At 64.7% G+C, this 19,165-nt stretch carries 20 protein-coding genes; 11 read left to right on the forward strand and 9 right to left on the reverse strand.

Annotation, left to right across the window (positions count from 1 at the left end; all coding sequences use genetic code 11):
• Positions 1-234 precede the first annotated feature (234 nt).
• Positions 235-762 carry an inorganic diphosphatase gene (gene ppa / locus FB547_RS15515; protein ID WP_021007095.1) on the forward strand — a complete coding sequence of 176 codons (528 nt, stop codon included), beginning with the start codon at positions 235-237 and terminating at the stop codon, positions 760-762.
• 9 nt (positions 763-771) lie between these two features.
• On the opposite strand, the gene FB547_RS15520 is transcribed toward ppa, so the two are convergent.
• Positions 772-1,524, reverse strand: coding sequence for a hypothetical protein (locus tag FB547_RS15520; RefSeq protein ID WP_145743632.1), 753 nt, complete (start codon positions 1,522-1,524; stop codon positions 772-774).
• A 78-nt stretch (positions 1,525-1,602) separates the two neighbouring features.
• The gene (locus tag FB547_RS15525; RefSeq protein WP_145743634.1) at positions 1,603-2,784 is read right to left on the reverse strand and encodes a GNAT family N-acetyltransferase; all 1,182 of its coding nucleotides are present in this window, start codon (positions 2,782-2,784) and stop codon (positions 1,603-1,605) included.
• 19 nt (positions 2,785-2,803) lie between these two features.
• Between FB547_RS15525 and FB547_RS15530 the strand changes: the two genes are divergently transcribed.
• Both FB547_RS15530 and FB547_RS15535 read left to right on the forward strand, forming a co-directional pair.
• Positions 2,804-4,498, forward strand: a complete 1,695-nt coding sequence (locus FB547_RS15530) for an NAD+ synthase (protein WP_145743636.1) — start codon at positions 2,804-2,806, stop codon at positions 4,496-4,498.
• Positions 4,495-4,833 (forward strand): P-II family nitrogen regulator, encoded by a 339-nt coding sequence (locus tag FB547_RS15535; protein ID WP_012747471.1) that lies wholly within the window; start codon positions 4,495-4,497, stop codon positions 4,831-4,833. Before FB547_RS15530 ends, FB547_RS15535 begins: the two co-directional genes overlap by 4 nt.
• 24 nt (positions 4,834-4,857) lie before the next feature.
• Here the strand turns inward: FB547_RS15535 and FB547_RS15540 are convergent, their stop codons facing one another.
• The 6 genes from FB547_RS15540 to FB547_RS15565 all read right to left on the reverse strand — a co-directional run bounded on the left by FB547_RS15540 (position 4,858) and on the right by FB547_RS15565 (position 8,358).
• Complete coding sequence (locus tag FB547_RS15540; RefSeq protein ID WP_145743637.1) at positions 4,858-5,448, reverse strand: TIGR00730 family Rossman fold protein; 591 nt, start codon at positions 5,446-5,448, stop codon at positions 4,858-4,860.
• A 31-nt stretch (positions 5,449-5,479) separates the two neighbouring features.
• Positions 5,480-5,887, reverse strand: a complete 408-nt coding sequence (locus tag FB547_RS15545; protein WP_145743639.1) for a diacylglycerol kinase — start codon at positions 5,885-5,887, stop codon at positions 5,480-5,482.
• Positions 5,884-6,345, reverse strand: a complete 462-nt coding sequence (locus FB547_RS15550; protein ID WP_410000803.1) for an RDD family protein — start codon at positions 6,343-6,345, stop codon at positions 5,884-5,886. The genes FB547_RS15545 and FB547_RS15550 overlap by 4 nt, the downstream gene beginning before the upstream one ends.
• 119 nt (positions 6,346-6,464) lie before the next feature.
• A complete protein-coding gene (locus tag FB547_RS15555; RefSeq protein ID WP_145743643.1) occupies positions 6,465-7,352 on the reverse strand; it encodes a DUF3106 domain-containing protein in 888 nt (295 codons plus the stop codon).
• Positions 7,353-7,372: 20 nt separating this feature from the next.
• Positions 7,373-7,795, reverse strand: a complete 423-nt coding sequence (locus tag FB547_RS15560; RefSeq protein WP_145743645.1) for a DUF3619 family protein — start codon at positions 7,793-7,795, stop codon at positions 7,373-7,375.
• On the reverse strand, positions 7,792-8,358 hold the full coding sequence (locus FB547_RS15565; RefSeq protein WP_012747477.1) for an RNA polymerase sigma factor: 567 nt from the start codon (positions 8,356-8,358) through the stop codon (positions 7,792-7,794). Before FB547_RS15565 ends, FB547_RS15560 begins: the two co-directional genes overlap by 4 nt.
• A gap of 285 nt (positions 8,359-8,643) precedes the next feature.
• Here FB547_RS15565 and FB547_RS15570 point away from each other — a divergent pair, with 285 nt between their 5' ends.
• The 8 genes from FB547_RS15570 to FB547_RS15605 all read left to right on the forward strand — a co-directional run bounded on the left by FB547_RS15570 (position 8,644) and on the right by FB547_RS15605 (position 18,233).
• Complete coding sequence (locus tag FB547_RS15570; RefSeq protein WP_145743647.1) at positions 8,644-10,428, forward strand: acetolactate synthase 3 catalytic subunit; 1,785 nt, start codon at positions 8,644-8,646, stop codon at positions 10,426-10,428.
• A gap of 128 nt (positions 10,429-10,556) precedes the next feature.
• Positions 10,557-11,048: an acetolactate synthase small subunit gene (ilvN, locus tag FB547_RS15575; RefSeq protein WP_012747479.1), complete on the forward strand. Its 492-nt coding sequence runs from the start codon at positions 10,557-10,559 to the stop codon at positions 11,046-11,048.
• A gap of 55 nt (positions 11,049-11,103) precedes the next feature.
• Complete coding sequence (locus tag FB547_RS15580; protein WP_145743648.1) at positions 11,104-11,376, forward strand: DUF4282 domain-containing protein; 273 nt, start codon at positions 11,104-11,106, stop codon at positions 11,374-11,376.
• Positions 11,377-11,429: 53 nt separating this feature from the next.
• Positions 11,430-12,446: a ketol-acid reductoisomerase gene (gene ilvC / locus FB547_RS15585; protein ID WP_093019123.1), complete on the forward strand. Its 1,017-nt coding sequence runs from the start codon at positions 11,430-11,432 to the stop codon at positions 12,444-12,446.
• Positions 12,447-12,630: 184 nt separating this feature from the next.
• Positions 12,631-13,455, forward strand: a complete 825-nt coding sequence (gene pssA, locus FB547_RS15590; protein WP_021007106.1) for a CDP-diacylglycerol--serine O-phosphatidyltransferase — start codon at positions 12,631-12,633, stop codon at positions 13,453-13,455.
• A gap of 184 nt (positions 13,456-13,639) precedes the next feature.
• Positions 13,640-15,343, forward strand: a complete 1,704-nt coding sequence (gene leuA / locus FB547_RS15595; RefSeq protein WP_145743650.1) for a 2-isopropylmalate synthase — start codon at positions 13,640-13,642, stop codon at positions 15,341-15,343.
• Positions 15,344-15,394: 51 nt separating this feature from the next.
• A complete protein-coding gene (locus tag FB547_RS15600) occupies positions 15,395-16,933 on the forward strand; it encodes a 2-isopropylmalate synthase (RefSeq protein ID WP_145743652.1) in 1,539 nt (512 codons plus the stop codon).
• 115 nt (positions 16,934-17,048) lie between these two features.
• Positions 17,049-18,233: a serine hydrolase gene (locus FB547_RS15605; RefSeq protein ID WP_145743654.1), complete on the forward strand. Its 1,185-nt coding sequence runs from the start codon at positions 17,049-17,051 to the stop codon at positions 18,231-18,233.
• Between the two features lie 70 nt (positions 18,234-18,303).
• On the opposite strand, the gene FB547_RS15610 is transcribed toward FB547_RS15605, so the two are convergent.
• Positions 18,304-19,149 carry an IclR family transcriptional regulator gene (locus tag FB547_RS15610; RefSeq protein ID WP_145743656.1) on the reverse strand — a complete coding sequence of 282 codons (846 nt, stop codon included), beginning with the start codon at positions 19,147-19,149 and terminating at the stop codon, positions 18,304-18,306.
• Between the last annotated feature and the right edge of the window lie 16 nt (positions 19,150-19,165).

The raw sequence follows: 19,165 nt of genomic DNA on the forward strand, positions 1-19,165 counted from the left end.
CGTTGTGACTAGTGGAGACGGACAGCATGGGTCCTGCGCGCAACGCGTACGGGACCCAGGTTTTCCGTCGCGTTGCTTCCTCGAAGCTCGCAGCACCAAGGTGCGGAGCCGATTGGCCAACGGGTGCAATTTACAGGCAAAAACCAAAACGTGTGCGACCGGGCCGCGACACGGAAAGTAAACTCCGGGTTTGTCCCCATCTCCTCCTCATACTTTCAACTACTCGAAAACGTCATGTCCTTCGACAAAGTCTCCCCCGGCAAGAACATCCCCGACGCCTTCAACGTCGTGATCGAAATCCCGATGAACGCCGACCCGATCAAGTACGAAGTCGACAAGGAATCGGGCGCGATCTTCGTGGACCGCTTCATGACGACCGCGATGTACTACCCGGCCAACTACGGCTACGTGCCGCAGACCCTCTCCGGCGATGGCGACCCGGTTGACGTGCTGGTGATCGCGCCGTACCCGCTCTTGCCCGGCGTCGTGGTGCCGTGCCGCCCGCTCGGCATCCTGATGATGGAAGACGAAGCCGGCGTGGACGGCAAGGTGCTGGCCGTGCCCACCGACAAGGTGCTGCCGATCTACAGCCACTGGAAGTCGGTCGACGACGTGAACCCGATGCGCCTGAAGGCCATCAGCCACTTCTTCGAGCACTACAAGGACCTGGAAGCCGGCAAGTGGGTCAAGGTGCTGGGCTGGGAAGGCATCGACGCGGCCAAGAAGGAAGTCGTCGACGGCATCGCTGCCTACAAGAAGTAATCGGCTGCCTCAGCGCTGGGCCGCGTCGCCGGCCAGCCGCATCCACTCGCGATTGACGGAGCGGGCGTGCGAGTTCCAGTGGCGCGCGGCCTGCTGGAGTTCGCTCCATTGGCGCTGTGCGCCGGTGGCGTCGCCTTGTTCGGCCAGCCAGGCAATGTAGCGGGCGCGGGCCTCGACCGTGTTGTACTGGCTCAACGCAGCCTCGAAGGCCTCGCGTGCCTCTGCATGGCGCCCATCGGCAGCGAGCGCGCGGGCGGTGAGCACGGCGACTTCGTCCCGGCGGTAGTCGTCGCGCGAGGCGCGCAGGGCTTGGAGCGCCTGCAGCGCTTCGCGGCCTGAAGCCGCGCCGCCCGCGGCCAGCAGTGCGCTGGACAAGCCAAATTGCAACTCGGGATCGGATGCGAGCGGGCCCTTCAGGGCGTCGCGATAGTGTCCGACCGCATCGCCAGCCTGGCCCCTGCCGAGCGCGGCCTTGGCGAGGCGCAGCTTGTTCTGGGCAGTGGGGGCCAGATCGTAGGCCTCGGTGGCCGCGCGGTACTCGCGCTCGGGGTCGATGAGGCCGATGGCTGCGCTTGCCACCTTGCCGGCGGTACGCTGCATGCGGGAAGCAGGCAGGTACTCGACCACAAAGTACACGATGCTGCCCAGCAGGGGGAAGCTGAAAAGAATGATGAGCCAGTACATCTGCTTGCCATGGCGCATTGCATGCACGGCGAAGAACAGCGCAATGAGGATGTGCAGCCCCAGTCCGACGAACGGCATTGGTTTCTTTCTGTTGTTGTATCGGGGCGCGTTTATAGCAGCCCCCGATTGCAGCGAACGGCCGCAATCCGCAGCGCCTCAGCCGGCCTTGAACGGGCTGCGTTCGCCCAGGTGGTCCATGTAGTTCTCGATGCCTTCGCCCTCGCGCTCGAGAAAGCGCTCGACCGCGTCGGCGAAGCCGGGGTGCGCGAGCCAGTGGGCGCTGGTGGTCTTTACCGGCATCAATGCGCGCGCCATCTTGTGCTCGCCCTGCGCGCCCCCTTCGAAGCGCCTGGCGCCATGCGCAATGCACCAGGCCAGCGGCTGGTAGTAACAGGCCTCGAAATGCAGGCAGTCGACGCGCTCCACGGCGCCCCAGTAGCGGCCGTAGGCCACCAGCGCGTCCTCCCCGTGCGTGGACAGCGCGATCAGGCTCGCGGCAATCGGCTTTCCCTCGCGCTCGGCGACGAACAGCAGCCAGGCTTCGGGCATGGTGTCGGCCATGCGCTGGAAGAAGTCGCGCGAGAGGTAGGGCGGGTTGCCATGCTCGCGATAGGTGCGCGCATAGCAGCGATAGAAGAAGTCCCAGTCCGCGCGGGCGATGTGGGCGCCGCGCGACCAGCGAAAGGTCACGCCGGCTTCGGCCACCTTGCGGCGCTCCTGGCGGATCTTCTTGCGCTTGTCGTGGGACAGGCTGGCGAGAAAGGCCTCGAAGTCCGCGTAGCCGGCTGTTTCGCCCGACTCTCCCGGGGCGGCATTCGTCCAGTGGAACTGCACCGTGTTGCGCAGCATCAGGCCCGCTTCGGTGCAGGCGGCGATGTCCGCCTCCGCGCCGAACAGCAGATGCAGCGACGAGAGTTCTTCCTTCCTGCACCAGGCCACCAGCGCCTGCACCAGCAGCGTGCGGTCTTGCGCATCGCGCGCCAGCAGGCGTGCGCCGGGCACCGGCGTGAAAGGCACGGCCACCACCGCCTTGGGATAGTAGGCAAGCCCGTGCTGCTCGTAGGCATTGGCCCAGGCCCAGTCGAAGACATACTCGCCATAGGAGTGGGTCTTGATGTAGGCCGGGCAGGCCGCCCGCAGTTCGTCGCCGCGCCACAGGGTGATGAACTGCGGCATCCAGCCGCTTTCGGGCGAGGCGCTGCCGCTGTCGTGCAGCGCCGAAAGATATTCATGGCGCATGAAGGGCGAGGGCTGCGCCTCGGCTGAGAGGAGGGCGTTCCATGCTTTCGGGTCCAGGTCCGACACCGACGCCACCACCCGGATGACATAATCGTTCAAGCCTTTTTCTTCCTTCCGTATGACGCTCAAGCTCGCCATCGCGCAACTCAATTTTGTGGTGGGCGACCTCGCCGGCAACGCGAAAAAAATCGTCGATGCCGCGCGCCAGGCCCACGCCCAAGGCGCGCGTCTTCTGCTGACGCCCGAACTCTCGATCGCCGGCTATGCGGCGGAGGACCTTTTCCTGCGTCCCGCCTTCACCGAAGCCTGCGATGATGCCGTGAAAGGCATTGCCGCCGCACTCGCCGATCTCAAAGACATGGTCGTGGTGGTGGGGCATCCGACGGGCGGCAGCCTGCGCAGCCGCTCCGTGGCGGTGCAGATGCGCTACAACGCCGCCAGCGTCATCAAGGAAGGCCGCATCCTCGAGACCTACGCCAAGCGCGAACTGCCGAACTACCAGGTGTTCGACGAGCGCCGCTACTTCACGCCGGGGCAGGGCACCTGCGTGTTCGAGGCCGGCGGCGTCTCGGTGGGCGTGCTGATCTGCGAGGACGCCTGGTTCGACGAGCCGGCCGAACTGGCCCGCGCTGCGGGCGCCGAAGTGCTGGCCGTCATCAACGCTTCGCCGTACCACGTCGGCAAGGAGGGCGAGCGCGTGGCGCGGATGGCCGATCGCGCCCGCGCCGTCGGGCTGCCGCTGGCCTACGCGCATCTGGTGGGTGGGCAGGACGAAGTGGTCTTCGACGGCGCCTCCTTTGCGCTGCAGGCCGACGGCGAGCTGGCCATGCAGGCCGAGAGTTTCAAGGAGAGCCTGGTCTTCATGCAGCTGGAGCGCTCGCCCCAGGGCGTGGGTGTGGTGGCGGCGCCTTCGGCCATCGCTGCGCCGCGCGAAGCGGAAGCCCAGCTGTGGGATGCACTGGTATTGGGCGTGCGCGACTACATCGGCAAGAACGGCTTTCCCGGCGCCATCCTGGGGCTCTCGGGCGGTATCGATTCCGCATTGGTGCTTGCCGTCGCGGTCGATGCGCTCGGCAAGGACAAGGTGCGTGCCGTCATGATGCCTTCGCCCTACACCGCCGACATCAGCTGGATCGACGCGCGCGAGATGGCCACGCGCCTGGGCGTGCGCTACGATGAGATCTCGATCAAGCACACCTTCGAGTCGTTCAAGGGCGCACTCGCTGATGAGTTCAAGGGCCTGCCCGAAGACACGGCCGAGGAGAACCTCCAGGCCCGCATCCGCGGCACGCTTTTGATGGCGCTGTCGAACAAGTTCGGCTCGATCGTTCTCACCACCGGCAACAAGAGCGAGATGGCTACCGGCTACTGCACGCTCTATGGCGACATGGCGGGCGGCTTCGCGGTCATCAAGGACCTGCTGAAGACCACCGTCTTCGCGCTGGCCCGCTGGCGCAATGCCCACGACCCGTACGGCACCGGCGCCTCGCCGATTCCCGACCGCATCATCACGCGGCCCCCGAGCGCCGAGCTGCGGCCCGACCAGACCGACCAGGACAGCCTGCCGCCCTACGACATCCTCGACGGCATCCTGGCACGCTACATGCAGGACGACGAGGGCATCGACGAGATCATCGCCGCCGGCTACGAGCGCGCGGTGGTCGAGCGGGTTGCGCGGCTCATCAAGCTCAACGAATACAAGCGGCGCCAGGCGCCTGTGGGCATTCGGGTGACCCACCGGAGTTTCGGCAAGGATTGGCGTTACCCTATCACCAGCAAGTTCAACGAAACCGCCGGAGCGCAAAAACCATGAAGCAGATCACCGCCATCGTCAAACCCTTCAAGCTCGAGGACGTACGCGAAGCCCTGGCTGAGGTGGGCGTTACCGGGCTCACAGTGACCGAGGTCAAGGGCTTCGGGCGCCAGAAGGGGCACACCGAGCTCTATCGTGGTGCGGAATACGTGGTCGACTTCCTGCCGAAGATGAAGGTGGAAGTGGTCGTCAACGAAGGCGACGTGGAGCGCTGTATCGAAGCCATCGTCAATTCCGCGCGCACCGGCAAGATCGGCGACGGCAAGATCTTCGTCACCGGCGTGGAGCGCATCGTGCGCATCCGCACCGGCGAGGAAAACGAGAACGCCGTCTGAAAACGGCTCGGTCCAGGAGGCGCGCTACAGGTTTTCGGCCAGGCGGTCGTCTCGGGGGTGCAGGGGCACTTCGGCGCGCAGCGAGCTGAGCAGTTCGGTGGGGTTGGTGCCGGTGCGGATCAGTTCCATCTGCCAATCGCCCATGAAGCCCTCGCGCACGCTGTGCGCCAGGAATCCCAGCAAACCGTCGTAGTAGCCCGCGGTATTGAGAATGCCGGTGGGCTTGTCGTGGTAGCCGAGCTGGCGCCAGGTCCAGATCTCGAACAGTTCCTCGAAGGTGCCGATGCCGCCCGGCAGCGCGACGAAGGCATCGGCGCGCTCACCCATCATGGCCTTGCGTTCGTGCATGGTGTCGACCACATGGAGCTCGTCGCACAGGGGGTTGGCCAGCTCCCGGTCGACCAGCGCCTTGGGAATGATGCCGACCACGCGGCCGCCGGCGTTGCGGGTGGCTTCGGCCACCGTGCCCATGAGGCCGGTGCGTCCACCGCCGTAGACCAGCTGGCCGCCGTGCTGGCCGATCCACTGGCCGACCGCTTGCGCGGCCCTGGAAAACTCGACTCGCTCGCCGGGGCGCGAGCCGCAATATACACAGATCGAAAATTCAGGATTCATGCCGCCATCATGCCTCGTGCGGCGGGCGTCTTCATGACGCGAAGCGATGCCACAGCGCCGCCAGCCAGATGCCGCCGCACAGGGTGAGCGACAGCAGCACGGCGGCGCTGCCCATGTCCTTGGCGCGCTTGGAGAGGTCGTGCCATTCGGGCCCGATGCGGTCGATGGCGGCTTCGACCGCGGTATTGAGCAGCTCGACGATCATCACGAGGATGGCACTGCCGGCGAGCAGGGCCACTTCGACCCAGCTGCGGCCGAGCCAGAAGGCCGTCGGGATCATCACGATGGCCATGATGGCTTCCTGGCGGAACGCCGGCTCACTCCAGCCCGCGCGAAGGCCGTGCAGCGAGATCAGGGTGGCATGCCATACGCGCTCCAGGCCCTTGCGGGCCTTTTGCGGGTTCACGGCGGGGTCGGGCAGCTTGGGCAGGGCACTCATCGGCGGCTCATCGGCTTGGAGGTTATGAGCCGCGTACCGGCCCAGGCGTCGTGCCAGAACTGGCGCTCGGGGTGAAAGCGCGCCAGCAATGCCCAGACGGCGACCCATCCGAAGATCAGCACCGTGGATTCTCCCCCCGAAAGCTTGAAAGGCGCGATGGCGGCCAGCGGCGGCAAAAACCAGATCCAGCTGAGCAGGTAGCGCGCGAGCGCCCGGGCCTGGGTGATGGGGCGCCCGTGCACATCGACGATGCGGATGTTCCAGGTCTTCATGGCCAGCGTCTGGCCCCGGGTCCAGAACCAGACGAAATAGACGCCGAACACCACGAACAGGAAGGCCTGGAGCAGGTGCCGGCGGGAATCCATGGCGTCCCGCATCTGGCCGAGCGTGCTGAACAGCCAGCCTGCTACGAACACCACCGCGAACAGCAGCATGCCCTCATAGAGCCCGCAAGCCATGCGCCGCCACAGGCCGGGCACTATCAGAAGAGGAGCGCTGGGGGGATTGTCTGCGAGCGGAGAGGAGGGATTCGATTCCGGTATGCCGGAAGAATTTGAAGCCATCGAAGCCTTGGGAATCAGGGGGGCGTGGCCTGCTCGACGGCACGGCCCGCGGCATTGGAAGCGGATGCTGGCGGCGAAACCTGCACCGCAGCCGAAGGCATGGGCACTTGCGCTTCGGCCGGAATCGGCTGCAAGGCGGAGGTTGCGGCGGGCGCACCGGATGCGCCCGACGGGGAGGGCGTGGACACCACGGGCGGAACGCGCTCCGGCGGCGAGGCCACCATGATGGCCGCGGAAGGCGCCGCCGCCGGCGAAGCGGGCGGGGCCAGCATGATGCGCGGCGTGTGCTGCCCGGCCGGCGTCACGGCCGGCACCGTCACGAGCTTCTGGGCGGGCACGGGGCGCACCGGAATGGCAGCGCCGCGCGGCTTGGCGGGGGCGCGAGCCGCCAGTCGGCGCTTTTCGTCCTCGCTCAAGGCCTGGTACTGCTCCCACTTGGCCTTGCGTTCGTCGGCAGGGACACGCTTCACCTCGGCGAAGTTCAGGCGCGCCTGGGCCCGCTGCTGATTGCTCAGGGCCGCCCATTCGATCATTCGGCTGTGCAGGGTGCTTTGGTCATCGGCCGACATGTTCGCGTAGTTGCGTGACAGTGCCAGCCATTTGCGCTTGTGGCCCGGATTCAGGGCGTGCCAATGCGACGCGAGCGGCCGCAGCGCCTGCTGCTGCTCCGCGGTGAGTTCGCTCCAGTAGGGCTTGGTGGCCGGGGCGGTTTTCGAGGCCGAAGACGGCGACGCCGCCTGCGCGCCGCTGCCGGCGGATTTGGGCTCCGAATGCGTCTGGGCGTCGGCGAGCGTCAGGCCGAACAACGCAGCGGCAAGGACGCCCGCCCAAATGACAGCGCCCGACGTGGGCGGGCGCAGCGGGCGAGGCGTATCGGTGCGGGAAACGGGGGGGCGTCGCATTCGTTCAACAGAAAGATGGCTCAGTCGGAAGCGCCATCAGCCTTGAGAAACTGGGCAAAACCAGGGTCGGTGTAGGCGGACGGGGGAAGATCGTCCGTCAGCAGGGCGGAATCGACTTCGGCCAGTTCGCTGGCGCGGTCCTCGTCCTGCATCACGCTGATGGTGATCAGCCCTGCAACCAGCGCAATCAGGGGCACCACCGAACCGATGCGGGTCCACCAGCCACCGCCCATCGTTGCCACATGCCCGGACTGCATGACCACCGAAGCCGACCGCAACTGGGGCGCCTGCTTGCGCATGGCGACGGCTTGCGCGCGCGCCACCCGCAGCCGCTCGCCGATGTCGTGCGGCAGCTCCTGGCTGCCGTCGGACAGCCGCGCAGCGACGCGCTGGCCGAATTGATCCTCGGCAGCAAAAGAAGAGGTTGGAACCTTAGTGTTCATAGCGAAATTCCCTTGGCTTTGAGCGCCTTGCTCAGGGCGTGCACGGCCCGCGAACAATGGGTTTTGACGCTGCCTTCGGAGCAGCCCATTGCAGCGGCCGTCTCCGCCACATCCATTTCTTCCCAGTAACGCATCAGGAAAGCCTCGCGTTGACGACCAGGCAAAGCCGCGATCTGTTCTTCGATCTCATGGAAGATCTGGGCGCGGCGGGTCGTGTCCTCGGCACTCTCCGTTTCTCTGGAGTCGGTTGGCGAGACGAAGTTCTCCAGCAGATCGAAATCGCCGTCGTCGCCGGCAGATTCGAAGTCGCCAAGGTTGGAGAACAGGGCGCGGCGGGTCTTCTGCCGGCGGAACCAGTCGAGCGTGCAATTCGAAAGAATGCGCTGGAACAGCATCGGCAGCTCTTCCGGCGGCTTGTCGCCGTAGTGCTGCGCCAGCTTCATCATGCTGTCCTGCACGATGTCGAGCGCTGCCTCCTCGTCCCGCACGTGGTAGACCGAGCGCTTGAAAGCGCGCCGTTCGACGCTCTTCAGAAAGTCGGAAAGTTCTTGTTCAGTGGCCAAGCGAGAGGGGGCGCCGCGGACGCCGCATGGGAAATGGGGATGTCGGGAAGCGCTTGTGTTTTTCTGCCGCGGATTATGCCCCCGTGCCTTTTCACGGGGATTTTTGCGCGGCGGCGGGCCCATCAATGTCATAATCCGCGCTGCAAGTCAAAAGGCAAACGGGTCAAGGTCCGGCGGAACATCAGTCCGCCCATGGCTTTGGCCTCAAGTCCTGGCGCGGCCCCACAAGGGCTGGCAAGGGGCACCCAAGGTTTTTCGTTCCCGAAAAAACTCCAAAGGTTGATCATGGAAATCTCGAAGGCGGAACTCGCTTCCGCGGCAGCCGCGTCCTCTGGCGCCGGCAACCCAACGCAAGAACTCATGGGCGCTGAAGTGCTGGTCAAGGCACTGCAGGCCGAAGGCGTCCAATACATCTGGGGCTACCCCGGCGGCGCGGTTCTGTACATCTACGACGCGTTCTACAAGCAGGACACCATCCAGCACGTGCTGGTACGCCACGAGCAGGCAGCCGTCCACGCGGCCGACGGCTATGCGCGCGCCACCGGCGAGGTCGGCGTGGCGCTGGTTACCTCGGGCCCTGGCCTCACCAATGCCGTCACCGGCATCGCCACGGCGTACATGGACTCGATCCCGATGGTGATCATCTCGGGCCAGGTACCCACCGCCGCCATCGGCCTGGATGCCTTCCAGGAATGCGACACCGTGGGCATCACCCGCCCCATCGTGAAGCACAACTTCCTCGTCAAGGACCCGAAGGATCTGGCCATGACGATGAAAAAGGCCTTCCACATCGCACGCAGCGGCCGGCCCGGCCCGGTGGTGGTGGACGTGCCCAAGGACGTTTCCTTCAAGAAGGTGGCCTACGCCGGCTATCCCGACAAGGTCGAGATGCGCTCGTACAACCCGGTGCGCAAGGGCCACGGCGGCCAGATCCGCAAGGCGCTGCAGCTGCTGCTGAACGCCAAGCGCCCCTACATCTATACGGGCGGCGGCGTGCTGCTGGGCAACGCCTGCAACGAATTGCGCACGCTGGTCGACATGCTCGGCTACCCGGTCACCAATACGCTGATGGGCCTGGGCGCCTACCCGGCGAGCGACCGCAAGTTCCTGGGCATGCTGGGCATGCACGGCACCATCGAAGCCAACAACGCGATGCAGAACTGCGACGTGCTGCTGGCCGTGGGCGCGCGCTTCGACGACCGCGTGATCGGCAACCCCAAGCACTTCGCGACGAACGAACGCAAGATCATCCACGTCGACATCGATCCGTCGAGCATCTCCAAGCGCGTGAAGGTCGACATCCCGATCGTCGGCGACGTGAAGGACGTGCTCACCGAGCTGATCTCGATGATCCGCGAGAGCACCACCAAGCCCGATGCCGGCGCATTGGCCGACTGGTGGAAGACCATCGAGGCCTGGCGCTCGCGCGACTGCCTCAAGTACGACCGCGGCAACAAGGACGTGATCAAGCCGCAGTACGTGGTCGAAACCCTCTGGAACATGACCAAGGACGCCGACGCGTACATCACGTCGGACGTGGGCCAGCACCAGATGTGGGCCGCGCAGTACTACCGCTTCGACGAGCCGCGCCGCTGGATCAATTCGGGCGGCCTGGGCACCATGGGCGTGGGCATTCCGTATGCCATGGGCATCAAGCTCGCGAAGCCCGATTCGGAAGTGTTCACCATCACCGGCGAAGGCTCGGTGCAGATGTGCATCCAGGAACTCTCCACCTGCCTGCAGTACAACACGCCGATCAAGATCTGCTCGCTCAACAACCGCTACCTGGGCATGGTGCGCCAGTGGCAGGAGATCGAATACTCCGGCCGCTACAGCCACAGCTACATGGATGCGCTGCCCAACTTCGTGAAGCTGGCCGAGGCCTACGGGCACGTCGGCATGCTGATCGAGCGCCCGCAGGACGTGGAGCCGGCGCTGCGCGAAGCACGCAAGCTCAAGGACCGCACGGTGTTCATGGATTTCCGCACCGACCCCACCGAGAACGTGTTCCCGATGGTCAAGGCCGGCATGGGCATCACCGAAATGCTGCTGGGTTCCGAAGATCTCTGATCCGCGGAACATTCGCTCAACTCTTTACTGACGAATCTATTGCCCGCCGAGCCCGCGCATTACCGTGCGCGGGGGAGGGCGGCGAAAGCGAAAGCTTCCGCGCAGGCGAAAAGAGGAGTCACGCAAACATGAAACACATCATCGCAGTGCTGCTGGAAAACGAGCCGGGTGCTCTTTCCCGCGTGGTGGGCCTGTTCTCGGCCCGCGGCTACAACATCGAATCGCTGACCGTCGCACCGACCGAGGACGCGAGCCTCTCGCGCATGACGATCGTCACGGCCGGCTCGGACGACGTGATCGAGCAGATCACCAAGCATCTGAACCGGCTGATCGAAGTGGTGAAGGTCGTCGACTTGACCGAAGGCGCGTACACGGAGCGCGAACTCATGATGGTGAAGGTGCGCGCAGTCGGCAAGGAGCGCGAGGAAATGATGCGCATGGCCGAGATCTTCCGCGGCCGCATCATCGACGTCACGGACAAGAGCTACACCATCGAACTCACCGGCGACCACGGCAAGAACGACGCTTTCCTGGAAGCGATCGACCGTAGCGCTATCCTCGAGACTGTCCGCACCGGTGCCAGCGGCATCGGGCGCGGCGAGCGCATCCTGCGCGTGTAGGGGGTGAAGATCCCCTCAGTTCCACTGTTCTAAACCAATGCACGAGGAGAAGGTAATGCAAGACTTGCTGGGCTTCGAGAAGATGGTCACCCCGATCGTCATCCGGATACTGTATTTCCTGGGGTTGCTGGTGGTATTGATTTCCGGCGTGGGCGCGCTCTTCAGCGGCGGCTTCAGAGGCATTCTTTCCGGCTTCGCCATCTTGATTTTTGGCGCGATCATGGTTCGCGTCTACAGCGAATTGCTGATCCTGCTGTTCCGCATTCACGACAACCTCGTGTCCATCAACCAGCAAATGAAGGACCGGAATCCCTCCGGCCAACTGTGAGTGAACGCACCTCCGCGCAGGGGGTGCCAGAGATTAAATAGGAAAGACGCATCATGAAGGTTTACTACGACAAGGACGCCGACCTCAGCCTCATCAAGGGCAAGACGGTCGCAATCATCGGTTACGGCTCGCAAGGCCATGCGCATGCGCAGAACCTGAACGACAGCGGCGTCAAGGTCGTGGTCGGCCTGCGCAAGGGCGGCGCTTCGTGGCCCAAGGTCGAGAAGGCCGGCCTCAAGGTCGCCGAAGTGGCCGACGCCGTGAAGGCCGCCGACGTGGTCATGATCCTGCTGCCCGACGAGCAGATCGCCAACGTCTACAAGAACGACGTCGCACCGAACATCAAGGAAGGCGCTTCGCTGGTCTTCGCGCACGGCTTCAATGTGCACTACGGCTTCGTTCAGCCGCGCGCCGACCTCGACGTGTGGATGGTCGCTCCCAAGGCCCCCGGCCACACGGTGCGCAGCACCTACACCCAAGGCGGCGGCGTGCCCCACCTCGTGGCCGTGCACCAGGACAAGACCGGCAAGGCGCGTGACCTCGCGCTGAGCTACGCCACCGCCAACGGCGGCGGCAAGGCCGGCATCATCGAGACCAACTTCCGCGAAGAAACCGAGACCGACCTGTTCGGCGAACAAGCGGTTCTGTGCGGCGGCACGGTCGAGCTGATCAAGGCCGGTTTCGAGACGCTGGTGGAAGCCGGCTATGCGCCCGAAATGGCGTACTTCGAATGCCTGCACGAGCTCAAGCTGATCGTCGACCTGATCTATGAAGGCGGCATCGCCAACATGAACTACTCGATCTCGAACAACGCCGAGTACGGCGAGTACGTCACCGGCCCACGCATCGTGACCGAAGAGACCAAGAAGGTCATGAAGCAAGTGCTCAAGGACATCCAGACCGGCGAATACGCCAAGAGCTTCGTGCTGGAAAACGCTGCCGGCGCCCCCACGCTGATCAGCCGCCGCCGCCTGAACTCCGAGCACCAGATCGAAGTCGTCGGCGAGAAGCTGCGCGCGATGATGCCGTGGATCAAGAAGAACAAGCTGGTCGACCAGACCCGCAACTGATCCGCCAATGAAGCGGGTGCCGCGGCACCCGTTTTCCGAGGGCCACCCGACGGGGTGGCCTTTTTTCATGAGGGGGCGAACCATCCCCCTGAACTACACTGCGAACCCATGCGATTTACAGATCAAGAAGCTATCGGATGGATGGCTGTTCGCGCAGTGCCCACGAGGGACGGAGGCAAATTCAATGCATGACGACACGGTTCCCGACGAAGTGCCGCCGCGCAAGCGCCGCAAGGGCATCTACATACTGCCGAACCTGTTCACGCTCGCCGCGCTGTTCGGCGGTTTCTATTCGGTCGTGATGGCGATGAACGCGCGCTTCGATCTTGCGGCGCTCGGCGTCTTCGCTGCAATGATCCTCGACAGCCTGGACGGCCGGGTGGCCCGCATGACCAACACGCAGAGCGCGTTCGGCGAGCAGATGGATTCGCTGTCCGACATGGTGTCGTTCGGCGCCGCTCCTGCGCTCATCGCCTACGAATGGTCGCTCAAGGGCCTGGGCCGATGGGGCTGGATTGCGGCCTTCGTCTACTGCGCCTGCGCGGCGCTGCGGCTGGCGCGCTTCAACGTCAATACCGGCGTGGTCGACAAGCGCTGGTTCCAGGGGCTGCCGTCGCCGGCCGCGGCCGCATTGGTGGCCGGCTTCATCTGGCTCATGACCGAGTGGGGCAAGCGCGGCGGCGAGGTGCTGTATCTCTCCTGGACGCAGATCACGTGGATCACCTTCGCGTTCACGCTTTATGCCGGGCTTTCGATGGTCACCAATGCGCCGTTCTACAGCTTCAAGGACGTCCAGATGAAGAAGAGCGTGCCTTTCGTGGTGATCGTGCTCATCGCGCTCGGCATCGCGGTCATCAATATCCATCCGCCCACGGTGCTCTTCGGCCTGTTCGTGGCCTATGGCCTGAGCGGCTATGTGGTCTACGCCTGGCGCAAGGCCAAGGGGCAGCAGGCGAGCGTGATCAGCACTTCGACCGAAGAGCCCGACGAGCGGGGCTTGCATAACTGAAGCCGGCTTGTGCTACATTCACAACCCTCATGACCAAGATTTCGCTGCTGGCCCTACTAGCCCTCCCTCACGGGCGGAGACGGTAGCGCACGCGCAAATCCCTCACCACGGCCCGTTCGCACCAGCAACGGGCCGTTTGTCTTTGGGGTTGCTGGTTGATTCCAACCATCACAGAGAAATCGACATGCTGAAGCAACCCCAAGCCAAATACCGCGCATTCGCCCCAATCGGCCTCAAGGACCGCACCTGGCCCGATACCGTGCTGACCAAGGCCCCGATCTGGCTGTCGACCGACCTGCGCGATGGCAACCAGGCGCTGGTCGAGCCGATGGACATCGCCCGCAAGATGCGGATGTTCGAGACGCTCGTGGCCATCGGCTTCAAGGAAATCGAGGTCGGCTTTCCCTCCGCCTCGCAGATCGAATTCGATTTCGTGCGCAAGCTGATCGAGGAAGACCGCATTCCCGACGACGTGACGATCCAGGTGCTGACGCAGGCGCGCGACCACCTCATTGCGCGCACCTTCGAATCGCTGCAGGGCGCGCCGCGCGCCATCGTCCACCTCTACAACGCCGTGGCGCCGGTGATGCGCCGCGTGGTGCTCGGCATGGATGAAGACCAGATCGTCGAACTCGCGAGCAGCCATGCGCGCATGTTCAACGAATTCGCCGCCAAGCAGCCGGGCACGCAGTGGACCTTCCAGTATTCGCCCGAAATGTTCTCGGGCACGGATGTCGTGTTCTCCAAGCGCGTGGTCGACGCGGTGACGGAAGTCTGGGCGCCGACGCCGCAGCGCAAGTGCATCGTCAACCTGCCCACCACGGTCGAGCATTCCACGCCGAACATCTTTGCCGACATGATCGAGTGGATGCACCGCAACCTCGCGCGCCGCGATTCGATCGTGCTGTGCGTGCACCCGCACAACGACCGCGGCACCGGCACGGCGGCCGGCGAACTGGCGCTGATGGCAGGCGCCGAGCGCATCGAGGGCTGCCTGTTCGGCAACGGCGAGCGCACCGGCAATCTCGACCTCGTGAACGTCGCGCTCAACCTCTACACCCAGGGCGTTTCGCCCGAACTCGACTTCTCGAACATCGACGAGATCCGCGCGACGGTCGAGCACTGCAACCAGATCCCGGTGCATCCGCGCCACCCGTATGTGGGCGACCTCGTCTACACCTCGTTCTCCGGTTCGCACCAGGACGCGATCAAGAAGGCCTTCGCGGCACGCAAGGACGGCGATATCTGGGACATGCCCTACCTGCCCATTGACCCGAAGGACGTGGGCCGCAGCTACGAGGCCGTGATCCGCGTTAACAGTCAGTCGGGCAAGGGCGGCATGGCCTACCTGCTCGAGAGCGAGTACGGTCTCGAGATGCCGCGCCGCCTGCAGATGGAGTTCATGCAGACCGTGCAGCGCGTGATGGACGTGGCCGGCAAGGAACTCACCGCCGCCGACCTCTGGGAACTGTTCGTGCGCGAATACGGCCTTGAGGCCGCGCATTCGCTGCAGCACCGCGTGATCGAGGAAGAAGGCGAGGGCGCCAGCGCCTCGGTGGTGCTGCGCGGCGACCTGCCCTGGGACGGCGAGATCCGCTCCATCGAAGGCCGCGGCAACGGGCCGATCGACGCCTTCACGCAGGCGCTGAGCAAGGCCACCGGCCATTCCGTGCGCGTGATGGACTACCACCAGCACGCCATCGGCGCGGGCGCCGATGCCAAGTCGGTGGCGTACCTCGAACTGCGCGTGGACGAGGCCCGGACGCTGTTCGGCGTGGGCATCGACGCGAACGTGATCTCCGCTTCGCTGAAGGCCATCGTCTCGGGCGTGCAGCGCGCGCGGACCCGCGGCGCGCACAGCGCACAATCGGTGGCTGAGCTCGCCTGACGCCGTCCCCCGCCGTACGCGCAAGGTGTAAATGAACCAAGGAGATCCACGATGACCGACCAACTCATTATTTTCGACACCACCTTGCGCGACGGCGAGCAGTCGCCGGGCGCTTCGATGACGCGCGACGAGAAGATGCGCATCGCCAAGCAGCTCGAACGGCTCAAGGTCGACGTCATCGAAGCCGGCTTTCCAGCCAGTTCGAACGGCGACTTCGAGGCCGTCAAGGCCATTGCCAACGCCATCAAGGACTCGACGGTGTGCGGCCTGTCGCGCGCCAACGACCGCGACATCGCGCGCGCGGCCGAGGCGCTCAAGGGCGCGGCGCGCGGGCGCATCCACACCTTCATCGCGACCTCGCCGCTGCACATGGAAAAGAAGCTGCGCATGTCGCCCGACGAAGTGCACGAGCAGGCGAAGCTCGCCGTGCGCTTTGCGCGCAACCTCGTGTCCGACGTGGAGTTCAGCCCCGAGGACGGCTACCGCAGCGATCCCGACTTTCTCTGCCGCGTGCTGGAGACCGTGATCAACGAGGGCGCCACCACCATCAACGTGCCCGACACCGTGGGCTACGCCATTCCCGAGCTCTATGGCAACTTCATCAAGATGCTGCGCGAGCGCGTGCCCAACAGCGACAAGGCGATCTGGTCGGTGCACTGCCACAACGACCTCGGCATGGCGGTGGCCAACTCGCTGGCGGGCGTGAAGATCGGCGGTGCGCGCCAGGTGGAGTGCACGATCAACGGCCTGGGCGAGCGTGCGGGCAACTGCTCGCTCGAGGAAGTGGTGATGGCGGTCAAGACGCGCAGGGACTACTTCGGCCTCGACATCAATATCGACACACGGCACATCGTGGCCGCGAGCCGCATGGTGAGCCAGACCACCGGCTTCGTGGTGCAGCCCAATAAGGCCGTGGTGGGCGCGAACGCTTTCGCGCACGCCTCGGGCATTCACCAGGACGGCGTGCTCAAGGCCCGCGACACCTACGAGATCATGCGGGCCGAAGACGTGGGCTGGGCCGCCAACAAGATCGTGCTGGGCAAGCTCAGCGGCCGCAATGCATTCAAGCAGCGGTTGCAGGAACTGGGTGTGACCATGGCCAGCGAGGCCGACATCAACACGGCTTTCATGCACTTCAAGGAGCTGGCCGACCGCAAGTCCGAAATTTTCGACGAGGACATCCTCGCGCTGGTCAGCGCGGAAGAGCACTCGAACGTTGACGAACAGTTTGCTTTTGTCTCGCTCTCGCAGCACAGCGAAACCGGCGAACGTCCCCAGGCCAAGGTTGTCTTCACCGTTCAGGGCAAGGAAGTCACCAGTGAATCCGACGGAAATGGCCCGGTTGATGCTTCTCTCAAGGCTATCGAATCGCATGTCAAGAGTGGCGCGGAAATGGTGCTTTACTCGGTCAATGCGATAAGTGGCTCGACAGAAAGCCAAGGAGAGGTTACAATTAGGTTACAAAATGCGGGGCGGGTGGTCAACGGTGTCGGGGCAGATCCGGACATCGTGGTTGCGTCGGCAAAGGCTTATTTGAGTGCGCTCAACAAGTTACAGAGCCAAGCTGAGAAAGTGGCGGCACAAGGTTAGGTGACAGGCGGTTCTTGTTATTCGATTGAAGAACAGGTCGCAAGTAACTGATATTGCGTGCCTTTTTTGATTTGGATACACTGCGGTTCTCATTTTCGCCGCTGGAGATTTAATAATGTCTGAAACCCGCCCCCGCCGAGTTTCCAGCCAGCGGTTCTTGCCCGCAGTCAAATTCGTCGCCGTCGCGCTCTGCGCCACGGCGTTTTTGCTGTCCGGTGCACAGGCCGCCAAGAAGGAAAAAGCAACCGCGGCCAAGACCGCCGTGGCCAAGAAGGCCGCAGGACCGGTGCCGGTCGAAGTCAAGCGTTCTGCCAAGGCGCCGCGTGGCGCCAAGGTCGCCGATCGAAGCGAGAAGGTCGTCCGTGGCGGCCGCAACGTGGTGGCTTCCATTCGCCAGAAGAACGGCAAGACGGTGGTTGCCGTGCAACGCCGTTCGGTGGTCCGCGTCGAGACGCCGGCACGCCAGTCCTTCGGGCAACTGGCCGGCCTGCACGGAACCGACGACGCACTCGACCTGAAATCGAGCGTGGCGCTCGTGATCGACCAGGACACGCATGAAGTGCTGTTCAGCAAGAACGACCATGCGGTGCTTCCGATCGCGTCGCTCACCAAGCTGATGACCGGCCTCCTGATCAGCGAAGCGCATCTTCCGAACGACGAGCTGATCACCATCACCCAGGACGACGTGGACACCGAGAAGGGCAGCCGTTCGCGCCTGACGGTCGGCACCACGCTGTCGCGCGGCGAGCTCCTGCACCTGGCCCTGATGTCGAGCGAAAACCGCGCGGCGCATGCACTGGGCCGCACCTATCCCGGCGGCCTCGCCACCTTCGTGAGCATCATGAACGCCAAGGCAAAGATGCTCGGCATGAAGGACACGCGCTACGTGGAGCCCACCGGCCTGTCGAGCCGCAACCAGTCGAGCGCGCAGGACCTCGCCCTGCTCGTCAATGCCGCCTATTCCGACGCCACGGTGCGCTCGCTGTCGACCTCGCCTGAATACCAGGTCGAGGTGGGCAACCGCGTGCTGCAGTTCAACACGACCAACCGTCTCGTGAAGAGCCCGGATTGGGAAATTGGCGTGCAGAAGACGGGCTACATCTCCGAAGCCGGCCAGTGCCTCGTGATGCAGGCCAAGGTGGCGGGGCGCAAGCTGATCATGGTGTTCCTGGATTCGGCCGGCAAGTTCAGCCGCATTGCCGATGCGGAACGCGTTCGCCGCTGGGTCGAGGCCACGCACGCTTCGACGGGCTCGCCGGCTGCATCGCGCAGCACGTCGGCCTACCAGGTCGCCGGTTGATCGGCTGGCCGCCCTGAGCAGGGCGCGTTGGCAGGCAGCAGGGCCGCGGCGCGGCCCGCTGACGGGGTCGTCAGCCTGCCACGGAGCCTGAAGTGCCGCTTGTGCTGGCCGCCGCGGAACCCGTCGAGGCCGCTGCTCCAGCATCCTTGTAGCCAAGCGCCCCCGAGATTTCGTTGGCCGTGGCCTGCAGCTTGGGCAGCCATCCTTCGTCGAGCCGGTCCGCAGGTGCGGAAATCGACAATCCCGCCACCAGTTTGCCCTGGTCGTCGTAGATGCCGGCGGCCATGCAGCGCACGCCCAGTTCGAGTTCCTCGTTGTCGCGCGCAATGCCGTACTGGCGCGCCTTCGATAGCTCGCGCTCGAGTGCGGGCAACTGCGTGATGCTGTTGCGCGTGTGGCCGGCCAGGCCGGTTCGCGTGGCGTAGCTGCGCACGCGCTGCGGATCATCGGCCGCCAGGAACAGCTTGCCGGTGGAGGTCAGGTGCAGGGCAGCCCGCCCGCCGATGGCGCGCACCACCTGCATGCCCGAACGCTCGCTGTACGAGCGCTCGATGTAGACGATCTCGTCGCCCTGGCGCATGCTGAGGTTGACGGGCTGCTGGGTGAGCTTGTGCAGCTCGCGCATCGGCCCCAGGGCGGCGTCGCGCACGTTGAGCCGGCCCTTGACCAGGTTGCCAAGTTCCAGCAGCCGCATGCCGAGCCGGTAGCTGCCGGCCTCGGGCCGATCGACAAAACGGCCGACCGCCAGGTCGTTGAGGATGCGGTGGGTGGTGGAGGGGTGCAGGCCCGTCTTCTCGCTGATTTCCTTCAGCGAAATGGCCTCCTCGCGCGAGGCGAGCACGTCGATCAGCGCGAACATGCGCTCGATCACCTGGATGACTGGAACGGCAGGAACGTCGGATTGGTTTTTTCTCATGGCGCGATGCGGTGTG

The organism is Variovorax beijingensis (assembly GCF_007828835.1).
GTDB classification, from domain to species: domain Bacteria; phylum Pseudomonadota; class Gammaproteobacteria; order Burkholderiales; family Burkholderiaceae_C; genus Variovorax; species Variovorax beijingensis_A.

What these genes read in the sequence shown, in the direction of transcription:
- FB547_RS15540 (WP_145743637.1), bottom strand. Translation starts at nt 5,448, where the DNA reads ATGAATCCTGAATTTTCGATCTGTGTATATTGCGGCTCGCGCCCCGGC.
- pssA (WP_021007106.1), top strand. Translation starts at nt 12,631, where the DNA reads ATGCATGACGACACGGTTCCCGACGAAGTGCCGCCGCGCAAGCGCCGC.
- FB547_RS15560 (WP_145743645.1), bottom strand. Translation starts at nt 7,795, where the DNA reads ATGAACACTAAGGTTCCAACCTCTTCTTTTGCTGCCGAGGATCAATTC.
- ilvN (WP_012747479.1), top strand. Translation starts at nt 10,557, where the DNA reads ATGAAACACATCATCGCAGTGCTGCTGGAAAACGAGCCGGGTGCTCTT.
- ilvC (WP_093019123.1), top strand. Translation starts at nt 11,430, where the DNA reads ATGAAGGTTTACTACGACAAGGACGCCGACCTCAGCCTCATCAAGGGC.
- FB547_RS15610 (WP_145743656.1), bottom strand. Translation starts at nt 19,149, where the DNA reads ATGAGAAAAAACCAATCCGACGTTCCTGCCGTTCCAGTCATCCAGGTG.
- FB547_RS15550 (WP_410000803.1), bottom strand. Translation starts at nt 6,345, where the DNA reads ATGGCTTGCGGGCTCTATGAGGGCATGCTGCTGTTCGCGGTGGTGTTC.
- FB547_RS15535 (WP_012747471.1), top strand. Translation starts at nt 4,495, where the DNA reads ATGAAGCAGATCACCGCCATCGTCAAACCCTTCAAGCTCGAGGACGTA.
- FB547_RS15520 (WP_145743632.1), bottom strand. Translation starts at nt 1,524, where the DNA reads ATGCCGTTCGTCGGACTGGGGCTGCACATCCTCATTGCGCTGTTCTTC.
- leuA (WP_145743650.1), top strand. Translation starts at nt 13,640, where the DNA reads ATGCTGAAGCAACCCCAAGCCAAATACCGCGCATTCGCCCCAATCGGC.
- FB547_RS15570 (WP_145743647.1), top strand. Translation starts at nt 8,644, where the DNA reads ATGGAAATCTCGAAGGCGGAACTCGCTTCCGCGGCAGCCGCGTCCTCT.
- FB547_RS15530 (WP_145743636.1), top strand. Translation starts at nt 2,804, where the DNA reads ATGACGCTCAAGCTCGCCATCGCGCAACTCAATTTTGTGGTGGGCGAC.
- FB547_RS15555 (WP_145743643.1), bottom strand. Translation starts at nt 7,352, where the DNA reads ATGCGACGCCCCCCCGTTTCCCGCACCGATACGCCTCGCCCGCTGCGC.
- FB547_RS15580 (WP_145743648.1), top strand. Translation starts at nt 11,104, where the DNA reads ATGCAAGACTTGCTGGGCTTCGAGAAGATGGTCACCCCGATCGTCATC.
- ppa (WP_021007095.1), top strand. Translation starts at nt 235, where the DNA reads ATGTCCTTCGACAAAGTCTCCCCCGGCAAGAACATCCCCGACGCCTTC.
- FB547_RS15545 (WP_145743639.1), bottom strand. Translation starts at nt 5,887, where the DNA reads ATGAGTGCCCTGCCCAAGCTGCCCGACCCCGCCGTGAACCCGCAAAAG.
- FB547_RS15605 (WP_145743654.1), top strand. Translation starts at nt 17,049, where the DNA reads ATGTCTGAAACCCGCCCCCGCCGAGTTTCCAGCCAGCGGTTCTTGCCC.
- FB547_RS15600 (WP_145743652.1), top strand. Translation starts at nt 15,395, where the DNA reads ATGACCGACCAACTCATTATTTTCGACACCACCTTGCGCGACGGCGAG.